We start from the raw sequence: 17,257 nt of genomic DNA on the forward strand, positions 1-17,257 counted from the left end.
CGACCCCCGACCCGCCCGACCGCGGGTCAACCCGTTCCGGGGCGGCGCGTGCGATGGGGGCGTGGCGTGTGGGGGGAGTCGTGGGCGGCGGGGTTCTGCCGGCTACGGACTTCTCAGCCGCCTCTCTGAGGGTGCCGAGTGGTGGTTCTGTCCTCCGGGCACAGTAGGATTGACAGCGAGACGAAGACCCGGTGCGGGAGTGGGACGGGGCCGGTGGCCCCAGATTCATTCTCCACGTCGGGTCGAGCCGATCGCGATCCGCGGGCAACCGCGGCGACCGGCGCGTTCGACCCGCTGTCCGGAGTTCTCCGGTGCCGGTCCGCGCGCCGACGTCGCGTCCTGTCCGCCGAACCCGCGCCCGACGCGCCCTAGCGGCGCGGCTGACGCGAGAAAGTGGCCGAGGGTGGCAGCGCAGGACAAGCAGGAGTACGGCGCAGAGTCGATCACCGTTCTCGAGGGGTTGGAGGCGGTTCGCAAGCGGCCCGGTATGTACATCGGGTCCACCGGCGAGCGCGGTCTGCACCACCTCGTCTGGGAGGTCGTCGACAACGCTGTCGACGAGGCGCTGGCCGGATACTGCGACACCATCGACGTGGTGCTGCTCGCCGACGGCGGCGTCCGGGTCACCGACAACGGCCGTGGTTTCCCCGTCGACCTCCACCCGAAGCTCAAGAAGCCGGGTGTCGAGGTCGCGTTGACCATCCTGCACGCGGGTGGCAAGTTCGACGGCAAGGCGTACGCGGTCTCCGGCGGTCTGCACGGCGTCGGTGTCTCAGTGGTGAACGCGCTCTCCACCAAGATGTTCGTCGAGATCCACAAGTCCGGCTCCGTGTGGCGGCAGCACTACACCAACTCCAAGCCCGGCTCACTGGAGAAGGGCGAGACCACCGACCGCACCGGCTCGGCGGTCTCCTTCTGGCCCGATCCCGACGTCTTCGAGACCGTCGACTTCGACTTCCAGACCATCTACCGGCGCCTGCAGGAGATGGCCTTCCTCAACCGTGCCCTCCGCATCCACCTGCTCGACGAGCGGGTGGCCGAGGAGGAGGACGGCCGGCAGCGCGAGGTCACCTTCTATTACGAGGGCGGCATCGCGGACTTCGTCCGGCACCTCAACGCCTCGAAGAGCCCGATCCACAAGACCGTGGTCGAGTTCGAGGCCGAAGAGGAGGGCATGTCCCTCGAGATCGCCATGCAGTGGAACGAGTCGTACGGCGAGTCGGTCTACACCTTCGCCAACACGATCAACACTCACGAGGGCGGCACCCACGAGGAGGGCTTCCGGTCCGCGCTGACCAGCGTGGTCAACCGGTACGGCACCGACAAGAAGCTGCTCAAGGGCGACGAGAAGCTCTCCGGCGAGGACATCCGCGAAGGGCTCGCGGCGATCATCTCGGTCAAGCTGGCCAATCCGCAGTTCGAGGGTCAGACCAAGACCAAGCTGGGCAACACCCCGGTGAAGAGCTTCGTGCAGCGGGTCTGCAACGACCGGTTGGTCGACTGGTTCGACCGCAACCCGGCCGAGGCCAAGATGATCATCACGAAGGCCTCCCAGGCGGCGCGGGCCCGGATCGCCGCGCAGCAGGCGCGCAAGCTGGCCCGACGCAAGTCGCTGCTGGAGTCCGGCTCGATGCCGGGCAAGCTGGCCGACTGCCAGTCGACCGACCCCCGCGAGTCCGAGGTGTTCATCGTCGAGGGCGACTCGGCCGGCGGCTCGGCCAAGCAGGGTCGCGACCCTCGGACCCAGGCGATCCTGCCGATCCGCGGCAAGATCCTCAACGTGGAGAAGGCCCGGATCGACCGGGTGCTGAAGAACAACGAGGTCCAGGCGCTGATCACGGCGCTGGGCACCGGCATCCACGACGACTTCGACATGGAGAAGCTGCGGTACCACAAGGTGGTGCTGATGGCCGACGCGGACGTCGACGGCCAGCACATCCAGACGCTGCTGCTCACCCTGCTGTTCCGCTTCATGCGTCCGCTGGTCGAGATGGGCAACGTCTACCTGGCCGCCCCGCCGCTCTACAAGATCAAGTGGAACAAGAAGGGCGACGACGCCCAGTACGCATACTCCGACCGCGAGCGGGACGGTCTGATCGCGCTGCGCCAGCAGAAGAAGCCGAACGCCAAGCCGGACGACATTCAGCGCTTCAAGGGCCTCGGCGAGATGAACTATCCCGAGCTGTGGGAAACCACGATGAACCCGGCGACGCGTACCCTGCGTCAGGTCACTCTCGACGACGCGGCGACCGCCGACGAGTTGTTCAGTGTGCTGATGGGTGAGGACGTCGAGGCGCGCCGGTCGTTCATCCAGCGCAACGCCAAGGACGTGCGGTTCCTGGACATCTGACGGACTGCGCCGGGTCGGCCGGGCGATGCCCGGCCGACCCGGCGCAGTCCACAGAGTTATCCACAGCTTGGCCGGTATCCACAGCCGTTATCCACAGCACGAAAACGACTCTGAGTCTGATAAGGGTATACAGTGACCGATTCTCCCGAGTCCACACCGAACGAGCCCGAGGTTCCCGCCGAGGCCATCGCCGCGGTGGTCGCGCACGACCGGATCGAACCGGTCGGGCTCGAGGTGGAGATGCAGCGCTCCTACCTCGACTACGCGATGAGCGTCATCGTCGGTCGCGCGCTGCCGGACGTCCGGGACGGCCTCAAGCCGGTCCACCGCAAGATTCTCTACGCGATGTTCGACTCCGGCTACCGTCCGGACCGCGGCTACGTGAAGTGCTCCCGCGTCGTTGGCGACGTGATGGGTCAGTTCCACCCGCACGGCGACTCGTCGATCTACGACGCGCTGGTCCGGATGGCGCAGCCCTGGTCGCTGCGATACCCGCTGGTCGACGGCAACGGCAACTTCGGCTCGCCCGGTAACGATCCGGCTGCGGCGATGCGATACACCGAGTGCAAGCTCGATCCGCTGGCCATGGAGATGCTGCGGGACATCGACGAGGACACCGTCGAACTGCAGAACAACTACGACGGTCGGGCCAAGGAGCCCACGATCCTGCCGTCGCGGATCCCCAACCTGCTGCTGAACGGTTCCGAGGGCATCGCGGTCGGCATGGCGACCAAGATCCCGCCGCACAACCTGCGGGAGATCGGCGCGGCGGTGCAGTGGTGCCTGGAGCACCCCGAGGAGGACGAGGAGGCCACCCTCGAGGCGTTGCTCGGCATCGTCAAGGGTCCGGACTTCCCGACCCACGGTCTGATCGTCGGCACCACAGCAATTCAGGACGCGTACCGCACGGGTCGTGGCTCGATCCGGATGCGTGCCGTGGTGGAGGTCGAGGAGGACAAGCGGGGCCGGCCATGCCTGGTCGTCAGCGAGCTGCCCTACCAGGTCAACCCGGACAACCTCGCGGAGCGGATCGCCGAGCTGATCAAGGAGGGCAAGCTCGCCGGAATCGCGGACATCCGCGACGAGTCCTCCGGGCGTACCGGCATGCGCATCGTGCTGGTGCTCAAGCGCGACGCCGTCGCGAAGGTCGTGTTGAACAACCTGTACAAGCACACCCAGCTCCAAGAGACCTTCGGCGCCAACATGCTGGCCCTGGTCGACGGGGTGCCGCGCACGCTCAACCTGGCGCAGTTCATCCGCTACTACGTCGAGCACCAGATCGACGTGATCCGCCGGCGGACCGCGTTCCGGCTGCGGAAGGCCGAGGAGCGGGCGCACATCCTGCGCGGTCTGGGTAAGGCGCTGGACGCGTTGGACGAAGTGATCGCGCTGATCCGGCGCTCGCCGACGGTGGACGACGCCCGGCAGGGCCTGATCCGGCTGCTGGATATCGACGAGATCCAGGCGACCGCGATCCTCGACATGCAGCTGCGCCGGCTCGCCGCGTTGGAGCGGCAGCGGATCGTGGACGACCTGGCCAAGCTCGAGATCGAGATCGCTGATCTCAAGGACATCCTCGCCAAGCCGGAGCGCCAGCGGAGGATCATCTCGGAGGAGCTCGGCGAGATCGTCACCAAGTGGGGCGACGACCGGCGGACGCAGATCATCCCGTTCGACGGCGAGGTCTCGATGGAGGACCTCATCGCTCGCGAGGACGTGGTCGTCACGATCACCCGGACCGGGTACGCCAAGAGGACCAAGGTCGATCTCTACCGCTCGCAGCGGCGCGGCGGCAAGGGTGTCAGTGGCGCTACCCTGCGGCAGGACGACATCGTCAGCCACTTCTTCGTCTGCTCGACCCACGACTGGATCCTGTTCCTGACGAACAAGGGCCGCGTCTACCGGGCCAAGACGTACGAGTTGCCGGAGGCCAGTAGGGTAGCCAAGGGCCAGCACGTGGCCAACCTGCTCGCCTTCCAACCTGACGAGCAGATCGCGCAGATCATCGAAATTCCGAACTACCAGGTAGCCCCCTATCTGGTACTGGCCACGAAGAACGGCCTGGTGAAGAAGACGCGGCTCGAGGAGTTCGACTCCAACCGTTCCGGCGGCGTCATCGCGATCAACCTGCGCGATGAGGACGAGCTGGTCGGTGCTGCGTTGGTTGCGCCGGAGAACGACCTGCTGCTGGTCTCGAAGAAGGCACAGGCGATCCGGTTCAACGCTTCGGACGAGGCGTTGCGGCCGATGGGCCGGGCCACCTCGGGCGTGATCGGCATGCGCTTCACGGACGACGACGTCCTGCTCGCCATGGAAGTCGTGCGGGAAGGTTTGGACGTTCTGGTGGCCACGAACGGGGGATACGCGAAGCGGACCCCGATCGAGGAATACCCGGTGCAGGGCCGGGGAGGTAAGGGCGTGTTGACTGCAAAGATCACCGAACGGCGCGGTGGTCTGGTTGGCGCGGTGGTGATCGATCCGGACGACGAACTGTTCGCGATCACCAGCAACGGTGGTGTCATTCGGACTCCGGTGAAGCCTGTACGGCGTACGCGTGACCGGAACACAATGGGGGTCAAGCTGATGGACCTCCCGGACGGCGTGACTATCGTGGCGATTGCTCGCAATGCCGACGAGCCTGACGAACAGGACTAGTTGAATGACGGAGACACAGGCGAAGTCGGGGAACACGGGGACCTCGGCCAAACCGGTCGACGAGGAGGCCGCCAAGGGCGGCACACCAGCGACCGGCCGCGCGGCCGTGGGCCGGGCGACGGTCCCCGCCGACGCGCCTGCCCCGAAGTTCACCAGGGCTCCCGGAATGACACCCCCGCCGGAGCAGCAGGGCGACGATGGCGAGTCCGGCGACAAGACCGAGACGGCCAGCGCCGAGGCGCCGACGTCGGCCGCCGCCAATCCTCCGGGTCCGGCGGCGGCACCCTCGGCACGTCCGGCGACCACCCAGCCGATCGGTCTCCGGGCCGGTCAGGCGACGTCAACCGGGTCCACCGGCACTCAGCCGCGAATCACACCCGGGATGACCCAGCCGCAGCCGGACGCGGCGCGGGCGGCCGCCACTGCCGGCCGCCCGGCCAGCGGCGGTGGCCTGCCACCGGGGATCGGCAACGCGTCAGCCGTCGGGGCAGCCCGAGTCGGTGACGCGGTGCGTTCGGCGCGTACGTCGGTCAGTTCGGCCGCCTCCCGCGGACCGCGTCGGGCCCGGCTGAACCTCAAGCGGATCGACCCGTGGTCCGTGATGAAGTTCGCATTCGCGGTGTCGGTGGTGCTCTTCATCGTCGTGGTGGTCGCCACCTCGGTGCTCTACCTGGCGCTGGACGCGATGGGTGTGTTCCAGAGCGTCAACGAGAGCCTGAGTGACCTGGTCAACGCCGGCGGTGGGCAGAGCACCAGCGGCTTCCAGATCACCGCCAAGGGCGTGATTCTCAGCTCGGCGCTGATCGGTCTGGTCAACGTGGTGCTGTTCACCGCGCTGGCCACCCTGGGCGCGTTCGTCTACAACGTCTGCGCCGACCTGGTCGGCGGGATCGAGCTGACCCTCGCCGAGCGGGACTGAGTGACCGGGACGCCGGGGCACCGCGGAAAGCGGTCGCTCCGGCGTCCCGTACTCGGGTAGGTTTTGCAGGCGGCGACGGCCTGGCTCGCAAGCGCGGACCCCGATTTGGGGCCGGCGGAGCGGATGGGTTAATCTTGCTCGTCGCAACGCGGGGCTATAGCTCAGTCGGTTAGAGCGCAGAGCTGATAACTCTGAGGTCGATGGTTCGATTCCATCTAGCCCCACCGCATGTCGTCCGACGGTAGTCGAGCGCGAGGGGTCGCCCCATGTTCAAGAAGCTGCTGATTCTGGCTGGCGTCGTCGGTGTGGCCGCCGTCGTGTTCAACAAGATCAAGGCGTCGAACGACGAGCGTGCTCTGTGGCACGAGGCGACCACCGCGCCCGACCTGCGCTGACGTTCGGCCCGGCGCGAGCGGTCGTCGCCGCGGCACCTCACGGGGCCCTAGCTCAACTGGCAGAGCACTGCCTTTGCAAGGCAGGGGTTAGGGGTTCGAGTCCCCTGGGCTCCACCAAGCTCCGGTGCAGGTCACCGGGCATCTTTCCCTTCTGATTCGGGGCCATCGGATCGATGGCCATCGTTTTTCGTCAGCGGATCGTCAGCGGGGTCCGCGAAAACGCCTCGGATGACCCGGTGGAAGTCGGCCGGCGTGTGCGTGTAGCGATTGAGTGTTGTGGATGCCTGCTCGTGGCCCATGACCGCCTGTACGACGTTGACCGGTACACCGCTTGAGATCAGGTACGTCGCGTATCCGTGCCGCAGGTCGTGGAAGCGCAGCCCACCCGCCGCCTTCGCTGCGACGTGCGCCGCCGCCTCCCGATGCGTGGTGAACTCCGCTGACCACTCAACGCTTTCCCGGTCGCGCCAGGTGGCCCGGAAGCGGTGCGGGCCGGTCTCCGTGACCTTGCCAAGCAGTCCGGCCCGTACCAGCGACGGTCGCCAGACCTGGCGCCGGAAGTTGCTGCGGAGCATCGGGTCGCCTGCCTGGTTGGTGAACACCCGATCTGCCTCGGCGGGGCTCGTCCGCTTGCGGTGACGCGCCAGCTCGGCCCGCAGGAACGGCGGGACCGGGACGACGCGCCGGCTCTGCGCTGTCTTCGGGTACGGCTTGTCCGTCGCGTGCCCGTTGACCTCGATCACCACTCGCCGCACGGTCAACGTCGCATCCTGGTCGTCCTCGTCCGGCAGGACGATATCGGCCCACCGCAGCCCGAGGCACTCACCCCATCGCAAGCCAGCGCCAGCCGCCGCAGCGACCACCGGCCGATGCCAATCCGGAACGCTCGGCAACAGCAGTTCCGTCACCTGGTCGAGCGTGAGCGGGACAAGCCCTCCCGCACGCTTGCGCTGTGCTGGTAGCCGCACGCCCTCGCACGGGTTGAACGCGATCAGTCGGCCGCGCACGGCCGACGCGAGAATGGACGACAGCAACGAGTGGCACGAGGCGACGGTGGCCGGTGACAGCTCACGGCTCATCCGCGTTACCCACTCCTGAACGGCCAGGTGATCAATTCGCCCGACCTGCCAGGTGCCCCAGTGCGGCAGCAGTCGCGCCCGGAGACGCGATGTCCAGCCAGCGAGCGTCGTCGTCTCCACCGACCGCGATGCCAACCACCGTTCGGCGTAGGTACTGAACCGGATCTTTCCTGCTGCGGGATCGACGTAGGTGCCCTGACTGACGGTCGTCTCGGTGGCCGCGAGGTACGCGGCGGCTTCCTTGCGTGTGCGGAAGGTCTTCGCGCGCTGGCTGCCGGATGGGTCTCGCCAGTTGGCGCGGAACGTGCCTGCGGGTGTCTTGATGATGTGTCCCACGGTTGTGGATCTCCTTGCGTCGGTGACGGTGGGTTACCTGTGGCGCGGCCGGTGGTCGGCCGTGCTAGCAGGGCTTGCGGGGGTGGTGATTCGCGTTCTGGGCGGGGTTTCGGGAGTTGGTGCTGGTGGGCTGCTATCTGCTATGCCGCTGATGGGGACTGGGATTGGCTGCTAGCACATCTGCTATCGCTAGCAGGGCGGGGTGCTATCGATTGCAGCTCTGCTAGCCGGTCGCCGGCTGATGGGTTGGTGACGGAGCGTGTACCTGGCGGCTGAGTCGTCGCGGTCGCCTAGCGGCGCTTGCCCCTGGTCGGAAGTGCCGCTGGGGCGGGATTCGGGGGTTGGGGCTGTGGTGCCGCTAGGCCGCTAGGTGCCAGGTCGCGGCCGGGAATCAGGGGCTAGCGGGTCCGCTAGGCCTAGCGGGGGTGGCCGCTAGGCCTAGCGGCTGGTTGGCGGTTACGCGCCGTTGTCGTGGCGCTGCTGGCGTTGCTCCCGACGCTCGATCGCGGCCAGCTCCCGCCCGACGTCTTCGACGCTGGCGGTGGGCAGGTCGTCGAGCCATCGGTGAAGCCGGCCCCTCGGGATGACCCACCGGCCGCCGAGCTTGAGCGCGGGGATCTCGCCGGAGCGGACGAGGGCGTAGGTGGAGCCGAGGGACAGGCGCAGGATCTCGGCGGTTTCGGCGACGGTGTAGACGGCGCTGACGACGGGCGCGGTGCGGCCGGTGGAGATGCCCCCCGCCTCGGTGGGGGTGGTCGGGGTCGGTCGCTGTGGGAAGGGGATGACGGTGCTCACGTCGGTGTCCTCCGGGTAGCGGTAGCGGCTGGCGGGGGTCGGTGAGGGGCTGTAGAGCGGGTTTTCGGTCTGCGGTGGTGGTGGCCGCGACCCGCGACCTCGGGGTGTTGGTGCTGGCTGGGTCGGTCGCGGCGTGGGTCGCGTCGGCGCGACCGGTCGCGGTCGGGCCGCGACCCGGTGTGGTGACGGTTGCCGCCTGGCCGTGACGCAACGCCTGCGGTCGAGCTGGCGGCGCGGGTGACAACCGGGGTTGTCGCCAGGTGGCTTCCGTCGTCCGGGTTTCGTCACGCGGGTCGCGTTGGCCGTGACGAAGCGCCCGCGTGGTCGAGCTGCCGGCGCGGGTGACAACCGGGGTTGTCGCCAGGCAGCTAGGAGGTGCCCGGTCGTCGGGGTGGCCGCCAGGGCGGGCCGGGCGGGTGGCCGGCGGGGTGGTCCTAGACCGCTAGATCGCTGGTCGGCTGCCGTGTCGGCTCCTAGGGGTGCTCCTAGGTCTAGGAGGGTGCCGGTCCTAGGGCTAGGAGGGCTGGCAGGCCGGTCCCTGCCGGCCGTCCGCCGCTTGACCGTCTTTTGTGGAGGGTTGGTGGGTCGGTTCGGCAGAAGGGCGCAGGGCGGGCCGTTGAGAGGGCCGTAGGCGCATGATCTGGCTTGGGTGGGGGTTAGGCCATGCGTCGATGTGTCTGTGTGGCTCTGAGCGGGTCGGTTTTCGGTCGCCTGGCCGCGTCGTGCGGCCGGCGGGGGTGGTGGTGGCGCTGACACGTTGACACTCCCTCGTGATCGGTGGTGTTTGTGCTGGTCGGGGCCGGTGTCGCGCTGTCAGCGCCGGGTGTTGACAGGCGTTGACAGCGCTGACACCTGGCCGCGCCTAGTGGAGTGACGGACCGTGATCGGGGATCGGCAGTGACGCCACTTCGGGGCCAGTCGCGCCAGTCGCGCCACGTTCCGGAAGCTGGCGCGACTGGCGCGACTGTGGCGCGACTGGCGCGGCTGGTGACGGTCCGTGACTCGGGTTCAGACACCACACGGTGGTCGAGGGGAAGCCGTGCCGCTCGACGGTGACCCCGGCGCGGCTGCGAGCGCGTTGGATGGTCCGCTCGGCGATGCCCTCAGCGCGGGCCGCCTTGCGCACGTCGGCCCATGCCGCCTCGCCGCCCTGGGCGATCAAGAAGTCTTTGAGCCACGCGGCGGCCCCGTCGCGCTCCGAGCGGGTGTCGCCGTCGCCGGCCCCGTCGCCGAGGATGTCCGCGACCGACCGGTCAGACTCCCCGGTGATGGTCAGCTTCCCGACGAACGCCGGTCCCTCGTCGGTGGGGATCTCCACCGACTCCACGACGTAGCGCAGCGACGGCAGATCCAGCGGGCCGAGGTTGTTCTTCGCCTGGCTCATGACGCAGGAGCCGTCTCCGGCGTCGTCGTCGCGGGCGATGGCGATCACGGCACGGGCGACCGCTGAGAATGCCCGTGACCCGGTGATCAGGTTCAGGGCGTCAGGGCTGGCTGACTTGTTGAAGTGCGCCAGCCCGACCACGGCGCACCCGGTGCGGTCGGCCATGTTGACCAGCGGTTCCAGGGCGGTGCGTAGGTCGCGGTCGCGGTGGGTGTCGATCCCCGCGTGGATCAGCGACAGCAGCGGGTCAGCGGCCAGCAGCGCCACACCGAGACGGCTGATCTCCCGACCGAGCGCCGTGCAGTCGCGGGGCAGGGTGAGCGAGTCAAAGCCGCCGTCGTGCTGCACGTCGACCCGGTACACCATGTCCATGTCGGCGCCGGCCGCGAACAGTCGCGGGCCGATGGTCTGCGACCACGAATCCTCGGTGGCCGCGTAGATGACCGGGCGCGGCGTGCCGTGGTGCCGGCCCGGCAGGATGCCTCGGGTAATCTGCGCGGTCAGCCACGCCAGGGTGAGGGACTTCCCGATGCCCTCACGGCCAGGAATCACGGTCAGCGCACCGGAGGGAATGCGGTTGGTCCACGTCCACGCCACGGGGCGCATCCGGATCTGCGAGGCCGGGGTCAGCAGGATCGTGCGGCCGTGCTCGGCGTTCCCGCCGGGCTCAACCTGACCCGTGCTGGCCGGTTCATGGACCGGTTCACCATCCGGGGCGTGACCGGCGGCAACGCCGTCCAGACCACCCGAGGCGGGGGGCATCTCCGGGTCAGATCGGCTGAAACACTCGGCAGCGGGATCAGGTCCGCCCGTGACGCCGCTGCGGAGTGTTTCAGCCGGTTGTGGTGGTCGGACACCCGGGGCCGAAGATCCGCCCAGCGTGGTCGGTGGTGGTGGAGAGTCCGGCGTCAGCCGGTCCATTCGGCCCTTGTTCGTGGCGGTCACAGCGGGAACTCCCGTCCGTTGGTGCGGGTGGCGGTCTGGGGTTGCCGGACCCGGGTCCGGAACGTGTGCGGTGTGCCGGTTCGATCGCGTGACGCAAGCCGCCTGGTGGCATTCGTCGTCGCGTTGTGGTCGGCCGGGCGCAGCGGCGGCACCCGTCCGGCGTGACGCAGGTAGACCTGCGGGAGCTGACCGGACTTGCGCTGGTTGCACGGTCGGCACGCCAACACGAGGTTGTGCAGCGCCCACCCGGGCAGCACGCTCTGCGGGATCAGGTGATCTACCGTCGCCGTGATCAGGGCGGGAAACGGCAGAGCGCAGTAGAAGCACACCGCGCCGTCACGCTCGGCCAGCGCACGCTTGATCTGCCGCATCCGGGTCGAGTTCGGCCGCGCCATCACGCCACCGCCGTGAGGCCGTGACGGGTGAAGGTCTTACGCGCCCGGTCCCACGCGTTGGCGACCGCCGACGTGCTGCGGCCGGTGGCGCGGACGATGTCGCACGAGCGCATGCCGTCGAGCCGCATCAACGCCACCTCGCGCTGCGCGGCCGGCAGCGTGGCCGCCGCCGCGCGCAGCGCGACCAGGTCGCCCGGCGTCATCTCCTGCCTCGCGGCGGTGGTGAAGCCGGCCATCTCGTCGCGCATGGCGCGCTTGGCCCGCTCCCACGCCCCGCTGACCGCCTTCTTGCTGCGACCGGTGGCCCGCACGATGTCGCACTCGCGCATCCCGTCGAGCCGCATCAGCACCACCTCGCGCTGCGCGGCCGGCAGCGTGGCCGCAGCGGCGCGCACCGCGTCCCGGTCGGCGAACAGGTCGTCATCCCCACCGGTCAGGCGAGCGCGCAGGGCGTGCTGCGCGGCTTCCCACACCCGAGTCACCCGCCGGTAGTCCCAACCGGTCAGGCGGGCCACGTCGCACAACGCGGCACCTTCCAGCCGCAGCCGCAGCACCGTCTGCTGCTCGACCGGCAGATCGCTCACCCCGTCGCGCAGGCACGCCAGCATGCGCAGCTTCTCGGCCGTCTCCGGCATCTCGCCACTGTCGGCAACGGCGTGCCCCACCGCCGGCCGGTGATCCCACAGAGCCGTTTCGGTGTCGTCGCTGACCGGCGTTTCGACCCTGAGCCGGTCCATCATCCGGGCGCACTCGTACCGGGCGATGGTCAACAGCCACGCCTTGAACGGGTCACCATCGACCCGGGGTTGGTAGCGGCCGATCGCGCCCATGGCCTTCATCCAGGTCAGCGAGGCCACGTCATCCGCGTCGGCCGTGCGGCCCACGATCCGCAGCCGGTTCTCCGCGTAGACCCGCACCGCCCGGGAGTAGCGCCGGTACAGCGGGTCGAACGCGTCTCGGTGACCCGCCTGCGCCAACGCCACCAGGGCCGCAGTCGGCAGCTCCTGCCACCGCCGCACCGTCGCCGCGTCCGGCGGCACCTTCGCCCCGAACGCGGCTACCGCCGACGCCAGATCGGCCAGGTCCGAAACCTCGGCACTAAGCCGCTTCCAGTCAACCTCCGTACCGTTTCCGGGCAGCATCGAGCTACGCTTGACCAGCATCTTCGTACTCCCTCGCCTGGAGATCCGTTGATGTACTGGCCTCGGCGGGGTTGCACCCCCGCCGGGGCCGCTTTCATAGGTGATACGGTAACCGGCTAGCCGGTAGCTGTCTAGTCGTATCGCTGGTAGCTGTCTAGTAGCTAGACTGACCGCATGACGGCTCTTGAAGACCTTGAAAAGCTCGGTGCCCGCGTACGCGAGGCCAGTCAGGCGCTTGAAGACCTGCGGCAGCAGCGGGATCAGCTCATCCGCGACGTGCGCCGCTCCACTGACCACACCGTTCCCGAGATTGCCGACGCGGCCGGCGTGTCGCAGGCGACCGTGAAGACGGTCATTCGCGGTGTCCGTTGATCTCGCTGCCATGCAACGAGGAAACCTCGTGTTGGCAGTGGTCAGCACCATGTGAAGACCCGTGTGAAGTGCGCTAACCCATGTGGGCGTATCCCGGCGCGCCCTTCGGCCGGTACCGTCCGAGGCAGGCCCATGGGGAGGCGGAAACGTGAACGAACCGAATGACGCGCTTGCGGCGCTCGTTGTGGAGGCAGGCTTTTCGTGGGCCGGACTGGCGAGGCGAGTCAACGATCTCGGCGCACACGAAGGGCTAGCTCTGCGGTACGACTACACCGCCGTCAACCGCTGGGTGAAGCGCGGAGAGACGCCACGCTCGCCGGTTCCAACGCTGCTCTCACGGGCACTTACAGAGCGCGTGGGCCGGCGGATTAGCCCATCTGACTTCGGCATGACTGAGGAAGAAACCCTTGCCGCGCGAGGGTTGGAGTACGGAGACGATCCACACACGACCGTGGACACGATCATCGATCTCGGGAGAGCTGACGTGAAACGCCGCGACATCGTGAAAGCGCCGTTCGTGCTGGCCGCGCTGGGTGCACCTAGCCGAGACTGGCTCCTTGCCACGCTTGACGAGACGACGACCGAGCGCGGGCCGCGCCAGGTGGGCATGCGCCAGGTGGCCGGTATCCGGGAGATGTTCGCGCTCTTTCAGGACATGGACGTAATGCGCGGTGGTGGGCACGCACGGACCGCGCTGGTCGAGTACATGCAGAGCTACGTTCTGCCCTTGCTCAAGCGAGAGCACGAACCAGCCGTTCAGCGCGCGCTCTATGAAGCCGCAGCGGAGCAGTCGTACCTGGTGGGCTGGATGGCGTACGACGATGGCGAGCACGGGCTGGCGCAGCGGTACCTGATCCAGGCGCTACGCCTGGCGCAGGCGGCCGGCAGCGCTGCTCTCGGGGCGCACGTACTCGCCGGCATGTCCGATCAGGCGAACCTACTCGGCCACCCGCGTGAGGCGCTGATGCTGGCTCGCGCCGGCCGTCACGGTCTGACCGAAGGTGACTCACCTGCCTGCCTCGCTGATCTTCATGTCCTTGAGGGGCGTGCACTCGCAGCTCTCGGAGAGTCGTCCGCCGCCGCTGCATCGGTAGTCAGGGCCGAGCAGGTGTTTGGGCGGGTGGTTCACGACGATGAACCAGCCTGGGCGAAGTTCATCGACGCGCCGTACATCTTCGGCGAGGCTGCGCACTGCTTCCGCGACGTCGGCCAGCCTTCTGAGGTTGAGCGCTTTGCCAAGGAGTCGGTTGCTGGCGCTCAGCGGCAGGGGCGCGCCCGTCGGGGGGCGCTCAGCGAGGCAGCGCTCTCGATTGCTGACCTCGACCGGGCGAACGTTGAAGCCGCCGCGTCCCGGGCGACACGCGTTGTCGAACTGGCCGCGTCGGTCAATTCGACGCGCGCTATTGAGACAGTGCGCGATCTGTTAGGGCGTATGCAGCCGTTCGGCGCGGTTAAGGAAGTTCAGCGCTTTAATGCGCAAGCCGGAGCATTGTTAGGCCTTGCTGCCTAGCGCCGCTAAGTCTAGTTCCTAACTAGACTTCTCAGGGTTGGGCGGGGTGAAAGGTGATGGATATTTTTGTTCCGCCCAGGAGGGGATTGGCCGCCCTGCCTGCCTGAGGTACATCTTGAGAGACTTAAGGTGGAATTCTCGTAATTCTATGATGGGGTCGGGGTCGCTCAACTCGTAATTTGCTGAAGCAACGAAAGCACCTTCAAATGCTCTGAGTTCCGCCTTGTCGGCACCTCGTTCCCTGGCTTCGATCCAACACTGGCTGGCCTGCTGCATTCCAACCGAGCCCAAGAATATTATGTGTGTTAAAGCCTCCACCTGGCGTTCGGTCACCTTGGTAACTTCTTCTTTAGCCTCTTCAAGGCGCGCCGTTGCCACTTTCCTTTCTTGGGCATGTCCTTCATCGTCGGGGATATCGTTAAGAATTTTCTTTTGTTTTTCAACATTTCTTTTCTTGAGTGTGAGGTCATGACTTGAGCGCCAGAATTCGATGTAAGTATCTCGGCGAATGTCGTGTGTCCGATTCTCGCGCTCCCTCCTATGCTCCGCTTCCCGGGACTCCCGATCACGACTTAGCTGATCTTGTCGGGCCTTTTCGTTCTCGGAAGCCTGAATTCGGAGTAGTCGCTCTCCGTTCCGCTTCTGGTATACAGAGGTAATCCAGCCTGCCGAGATGGCTGCCGCCAAAGTTCCACCCGCTGGAATCGCTAGTTCCCACCACTGCGCCATATGGGCAACTTACCGATACCACGCAAGGCATTCCTAGATGAGCATGCAGCGCGGCCAGCCACCTCGGACCGGGCCGTGCCGGTCCGTTCAGAGGTGGCTGGCCGTCGTCAGCAGATAGTCAGCAAGACTGGCAACAGAGGTTGATAGTCGTTGACACGGGGCGGCAACGTCTTGGACGTAGACGCCACTCGCTGGCCTTGCAGAACAACCGTTGGTCAGCTTGAGCCGCCTTTGCAAGGCAGGGGTTAGGGGTTCGAGTCCCCTGGGCTCCACCAGCACTCCCCGGTTGACCTCCGTCCGAGTACAGCCATCCGTACAGTCAAGCCGGTCACGCTGGCCCCCACCTCCACCGCGAGTCCGGGCGAAGCCGTTCCACGATGTGTGGACTCACGGCGGAGATGGGCTTCAAGCGGGGGCCAAGGACGGCATCGATGTGGCGCAGGGCCGGCTAAGTGCGGGCCTGGCGGCGCAGGCCGAGGGCGCCGGCGGTTAGCAGGGCGATGGCCCCGATGACGACCGTCCAGAACCACGTGGCCTCGATACCCTCGGGTTGACCCCAGGCGCCCAGTGCTCTGAGTGACAGCATGGCGATGATCAGTGGGATGAGGAGCACGGCGGCCGCCATGGTCGCCCGGGCGTCGACGGCAACCCAGAGCAGAAAACCGGCCATGACGACGACAGTGGCCCCCGGCTGCAGGCCGATCGTCACGTCGTAATCCGTGGGCAGCAGAAACACCGCTACCGGCACGGCGGACAGCCAGGCCACAGGCCGCCGTGTGCCTGACGCCGGCCAACGGATCAACGGCACGATCAACAGCACGGCGAGCGGCAGCGGCCAGAGGGTCGAGTCGGTCATGGCGATGTCGCGGATGAGCTCAATCGGAGGGTAGTGGCGCTCGCCGGTGACGTTGTCTACGCCGACCAGGCCGAGGCACAGAACGACCAGCGCGGCGGCGAGCGCGCCGAGCGTGGCCAGTAGGCCCAGTACGTATCGGCCGCCGGCTACCGCGACGACCGCCAAGGCGGCAATGACGGTTACCAGTGGATAGATGAGTTCAGACGGATAGGCCACGCCGTCCGTGACCATGCGGGGGACGACCCTCCCGGTCTCGGCCAGGCTGCCGGCCGTGGCGTAGACCAGCAGGAGGAGCACAGCCAGGCGCAGCGACCCACGGAATCCACGGCTTGTCGAACGCGCGTCGTGCGTCCTGGCGCGGGTCTGCAATCCCCGCAGTACCAGCATCGCCGCCTCTCGCAGCGTCGGGCGCCGCTGATCAGGGCCGGCCGCCTCCATGAGTGTGCCGATCATTTCAGCGCCGCGCTCACGCCGGTAGCGCTTCGGGTACGCGGACAGCAGCAGCCGGTATCGCGCCTCCAGTGCCTCCTGACTCATGCCGGCCTCACCGCCCGAACGCGCAGAGCCGGTCGGTCGATCACGACGTGCGCAGCCTGAATCATCCGATCGGCCTCGGCCCGGAGCACGCCAACGCCCTCGTCCGTGAGGTTGTAGTAGCGCCGGGCCCGACCGTTGACCACCTCCTCGTCGACGACGCGGAGAAGCCCTTCGGTGCTGAGCCGGTCGAGTGCCGCATAGAGAGTGCCGGCCGCCATGCGTACCCGACCGCCCGACAGCTCCTCGGCGCGCTTGATGATCGCGTACCCGTGCAGTGGGCCGTCCATCAGCGCGGCGAGCGCAAAATAGCTCTGTTCGCGGATAGTCATGACAGCATAATACTCAGCCAAGGTGAGCATGGCTAGGCTGGCGTGGCAGGGTGGGAGCGCGATGCTTGCTGCCAACGAATGAACACCGGCCACAAGCCGGCGAGGAGGCGAGGCGGGTGACGGGGTCTGCCGGATGCTCCTACGGCTTCCGCGTCGGGGAATCGGCGGTCGCGGCGATTGCCTCCGCGACGCACTCATAGTCCTTGACCAGCCGGCCGACCAATCTTGGTTCAGGCTCGACTGCCTCGACCAACCCACGCACCAGGTCGCGAATCCTGGCCTCGCGCGATGGATCTCCATTGCGGGGGTGCCGCCGATGAAAGCTGTGCCACCGGCGTAGGCCGACGTCGACGAGCCGATCACGGCCATCGGGTGCGGCGACAGGGCAACCCTGCTCCCACAGCTCAGCCAACGCCGCCAGGGCGGCCGCACGAGTTGGTTCGGGCATCCTCGCCTCCACACTGCTTCCAGCAGATCAGTGACGCCCTGTCATCTGGCCGCCGGAACCGGCAGGCGGTCACCAGAGCAC

Annotated in this window: 14 protein-coding genes and 2 tRNA genes; 8 read left to right on the plus strand and 8 right to left on the minus strand. The window is 67.5% G+C overall.

Going from position 1 to position 17,257, the window contains the following annotated elements; genetic code table 11:
- Nucleotides 1–403 precede the first annotated feature (403 nt).
- From gyrB to ACLJOK_RS15970, 6 genes are all read left to right on the plus strand, one after another.
- A complete protein-coding gene (gene gyrB / locus ACLJOK_RS15945) occupies nt 404–2,350 on the plus strand; it encodes a DNA topoisomerase (ATP-hydrolyzing) subunit B (RefSeq protein ID WP_238677498.1) in 1,947 nt (648 codons plus the stop codon).
- A gap of 132 nt (nt 2,351–2,482) precedes the next feature.
- Complete coding sequence (gyrA, locus tag ACLJOK_RS15950; protein ID WP_410819631.1) at nt 2,483–5,005, plus strand: DNA gyrase subunit A; 2,523 nt, start codon at nt 2,483–2,485, stop codon at nt 5,003–5,005.
- Nucleotides 5,006–5,009: 4 nt separating this feature from the next.
- Nucleotides 5,010–5,924: a DUF3566 domain-containing protein gene (locus tag ACLJOK_RS15955; protein WP_410819632.1), complete on the plus strand. Its 915-nt coding sequence runs from the start codon at nt 5,010–5,012 to the stop codon at nt 5,922–5,924.
- 150 nt (nt 5,925–6,074) lie between these two features.
- Nucleotides 6,075–6,148 (plus strand) — tRNA-Ile (locus ACLJOK_RS15960).
- Between the two features lie 42 nt (nt 6,149–6,190).
- Nucleotides 6,191–6,319, plus strand: a complete 129-nt coding sequence (locus tag ACLJOK_RS15965) for a DLW-39 family protein (RefSeq protein WP_209444550.1) — start codon at nt 6,191–6,193, stop codon at nt 6,317–6,319.
- 41 nt (nt 6,320–6,360) lie between these two features.
- Nucleotides 6,361–6,436 (plus strand) — tRNA-Ala (locus ACLJOK_RS15970).
- Nucleotides 6,437–6,450: 14 nt separating this feature from the next.
- Here the strand turns inward: ACLJOK_RS15970 and ACLJOK_RS15975 are convergent.
- From ACLJOK_RS15975 to ACLJOK_RS15995, 5 genes are all read right to left on the minus strand, one after another.
- Entirely contained in the window at nt 6,451–7,734 is a 1,284-nt protein-coding gene (locus ACLJOK_RS15975; protein WP_410819633.1) for a tyrosine-type recombinase/integrase, read from the minus strand.
- 456 nt (nt 7,735–8,190) lie between these two features.
- Nucleotides 8,191–8,529, minus strand: a complete 339-nt coding sequence (locus ACLJOK_RS15980; protein ID WP_410819634.1) for a helix-turn-helix domain-containing protein — start codon at nt 8,527–8,529, stop codon at nt 8,191–8,193.
- Between the two features lie 862 nt (nt 8,530–9,391).
- Nucleotides 9,392–10,675: an AAA family ATPase gene (locus tag ACLJOK_RS15985; protein ID WP_410819635.1), complete on the minus strand. Its 1,284-nt coding sequence runs from the start codon at nt 10,673–10,675 to the stop codon at nt 9,392–9,394.
- Between the two features lie 179 nt (nt 10,676–10,854).
- The gene (locus ACLJOK_RS15990) at nt 10,855–11,253 is read right to left on the minus strand and encodes an HNH endonuclease (protein ID WP_410819636.1); all 399 of its coding nucleotides are present in this window, start codon (nt 11,251–11,253) and stop codon (nt 10,855–10,857) included.
- Entirely contained in the window at nt 11,253–12,416 is a 1,164-nt protein-coding gene (locus tag ACLJOK_RS15995) for an RNA polymerase sigma factor (RefSeq protein WP_410819637.1), read from the minus strand. Before ACLJOK_RS15995 ends, ACLJOK_RS15990 begins: the two co-directional genes overlap by 1 nt.
- Before the next feature lie 153 nt (nt 12,417–12,569).
- On the opposite strand from ACLJOK_RS15995, the gene ACLJOK_RS16000 reads away from it, so the two are divergent.
- Together ACLJOK_RS16000 and ACLJOK_RS16005 are read left to right on the plus strand one after the other, a co-directional pair.
- Nucleotides 12,570–12,767 (plus strand): hypothetical protein, encoded by a 198-nt coding sequence (locus ACLJOK_RS16000; protein WP_410819638.1) that lies wholly within the window; start codon nt 12,570–12,572, stop codon nt 12,765–12,767.
- A gap of 148 nt (nt 12,768–12,915) precedes the next feature.
- Nucleotides 12,916–14,277 carry a hypothetical protein gene (locus ACLJOK_RS16005; RefSeq protein WP_410819639.1) on the plus strand — a complete coding sequence of 454 codons (1,362 nt, stop codon included), beginning with the start codon at nt 12,916–12,918 and terminating at the stop codon, nt 14,275–14,277.
- A gap of 18 nt (nt 14,278–14,295) precedes the next feature.
- Here the strand turns inward: ACLJOK_RS16005 and ACLJOK_RS16010 are convergent, their stop codons facing one another.
- The 3 genes from ACLJOK_RS16010 to ACLJOK_RS16020 all read right to left on the minus strand — a co-directional run bounded on the left by ACLJOK_RS16010 (nt 14,296) and on the right by ACLJOK_RS16020 (nt 16,728).
- A complete protein-coding gene (locus ACLJOK_RS16010; protein WP_410819640.1) occupies nt 14,296–15,006 on the minus strand; it encodes a hypothetical protein in 711 nt (236 codons plus the stop codon).
- Between the two features lie 448 nt (nt 15,007–15,454).
- On the minus strand, nt 15,455–16,399 hold the full coding sequence (locus tag ACLJOK_RS16015) for a hypothetical protein (RefSeq protein WP_410819641.1): 945 nt from the start codon (nt 16,397–16,399) through the stop codon (nt 15,455–15,457).
- Entirely contained in the window at nt 16,396–16,728 is a 333-nt protein-coding gene (locus ACLJOK_RS16020; protein WP_410819642.1) for a PadR family transcriptional regulator, read from the minus strand. Before ACLJOK_RS16020 ends, ACLJOK_RS16015 begins: the two co-directional genes overlap by 4 nt.
- Between the last annotated feature and the right edge of the window lie 529 nt (nt 16,729–17,257).

The sequence above is a fragment of the Micromonospora sp. 050-3 genome, assembly GCF_046549335.1.
GTDB lineage: Bacteria > Actinomycetota > Actinomycetes > Mycobacteriales > Micromonosporaceae > Micromonospora > Micromonospora trifolii.

What these genes read in the sequence shown, in the direction of transcription:
- ACLJOK_RS15955 (WP_410819632.1), top strand. Translation starts at nt 5,010, where the DNA reads ATGACGGAGACACAGGCGAAGTCGGGGAACACGGGGACCTCGGCCAAA.
- ACLJOK_RS15965 (WP_209444550.1), top strand. Translation starts at nt 6,191, where the DNA reads ATGTTCAAGAAGCTGCTGATTCTGGCTGGCGTCGTCGGTGTGGCCGCC.
- ACLJOK_RS15985 (WP_410819635.1), bottom strand. Translation starts at nt 10,675, where the DNA reads ATGCCCCCCGCCTCGGGTGGTCTGGACGGCGTTGCCGCCGGTCACGCC.
- ACLJOK_RS15990 (WP_410819636.1), bottom strand. Translation starts at nt 11,253, where the DNA reads ATGGCGCGGCCGAACTCGACCCGGATGCGGCAGATCAAGCGTGCGCTG.
- ACLJOK_RS15995 (WP_410819637.1), bottom strand. Translation starts at nt 12,416, where the DNA reads ATGCTGGTCAAGCGTAGCTCGATGCTGCCCGGAAACGGTACGGAGGTT.
- ACLJOK_RS16000 (WP_410819638.1), top strand. Translation starts at nt 12,570, where the DNA reads ATGACGGCTCTTGAAGACCTTGAAAAGCTCGGTGCCCGCGTACGCGAG.
- ACLJOK_RS16010 (WP_410819640.1), bottom strand. Translation starts at nt 15,006, where the DNA reads ATGGCGCAGTGGTGGGAACTAGCGATTCCAGCGGGTGGAACTTTGGCG.
- ACLJOK_RS16015 (WP_410819641.1), bottom strand. Translation starts at nt 16,399, where the DNA reads ATGAGTCAGGAGGCACTGGAGGCGCGATACCGGCTGCTGCTGTCCGCG.
- ACLJOK_RS16020 (WP_410819642.1), bottom strand. Translation starts at nt 16,728, where the DNA reads ATGACTATCCGCGAACAGAGCTATTTTGCGCTCGCCGCGCTGATGGAC.